The sequence below is a fragment of the Companilactobacillus formosensis genome, assembly GCF_005405305.1.
GTDB lineage: Bacteria > Bacillota > Bacilli > Lactobacillales > Lactobacillaceae > Companilactobacillus > Companilactobacillus formosensis.
The window spans coordinates 1-766 of sequence record NZ_BJDU01000021.1 but is presented as its reverse complement, the minus strand read 5'-3'; the positions used below and the strand labels follow the sequence as shown (position 1 = coordinate 766).

1 protein-coding gene is annotated in these 766 nt (G+C 37.2%); it reads right to left on the bottom strand.

Annotated features, from left to right (window positions below):
- Positions 1-220: 220 nt before the first annotated feature.
- Positions 221-766, bottom strand: a 546-nt coding sequence (locus FFM65_RS12495) for a pathogenesis-related BetVI family protein (protein WP_137610127.1), incomplete at its 5' end; no start/stop codon positions are given.

The window sequence follows — 766 nt, the reverse complement described above, 5'->3', positions numbered from 1 at the left end:
CCCAATTCATAATTTTAAACACCTCAACATTGATTTAGTAATTATGATGTGGATAGTACTGGTACATCAACTATATAAGCCCCCATTTAAATAACTCACACATACATATAACTTTTATTACTAGCCATATCATATTTGGCTTCATAGTAAACCATAGGTTAAACTGAAAATACACCATGATATAATTAATATGATGCTAAGGTGTTTCATAAGATCACTTTCAAGCATAGGCCTCAGGGTTTGCAACAAGATAGGCTTCCACAACCTTGAGTATAGCTGAGGCTTCTTCCCTAGCAGCTTTGAAATCCTCTTCTTTGATCTCAACCCCTTCTTTTGGTTCATACTTGCTTATATTCTTGGTCTTGCTACCTCCTTCTGCAGTGGCCTCAAACTTTATCTCATGTGAAACTGAATCTACCTTTTCCAATACACTATCCCCCTCAATCACTGTGTAGCTATATGCCAAATTCTCTTTGTCTAGTGCATCAATTCTATGCTTCAAGTGTTTGATGCTATCACCTTCAACAATGGTTATCTCTTGAATGCTTCCAGGGCCACCATTGCCTTGAACAAGTTCAACTTTCTTAATAGCCTGAGGAAGAAGCTTAGGAATGAGGTTATGAGCATCAAGGATCAAAGACTTGAAAAGCCTCTCTGCTTGGACAATGCTAGTGGACTCATCAGTGAATGTTAGGACAGCCATGTTCCTTAGAAATACAAGATATATTATAGCTACAAATTTTATGTAATATTGCAGTGGTGTAAC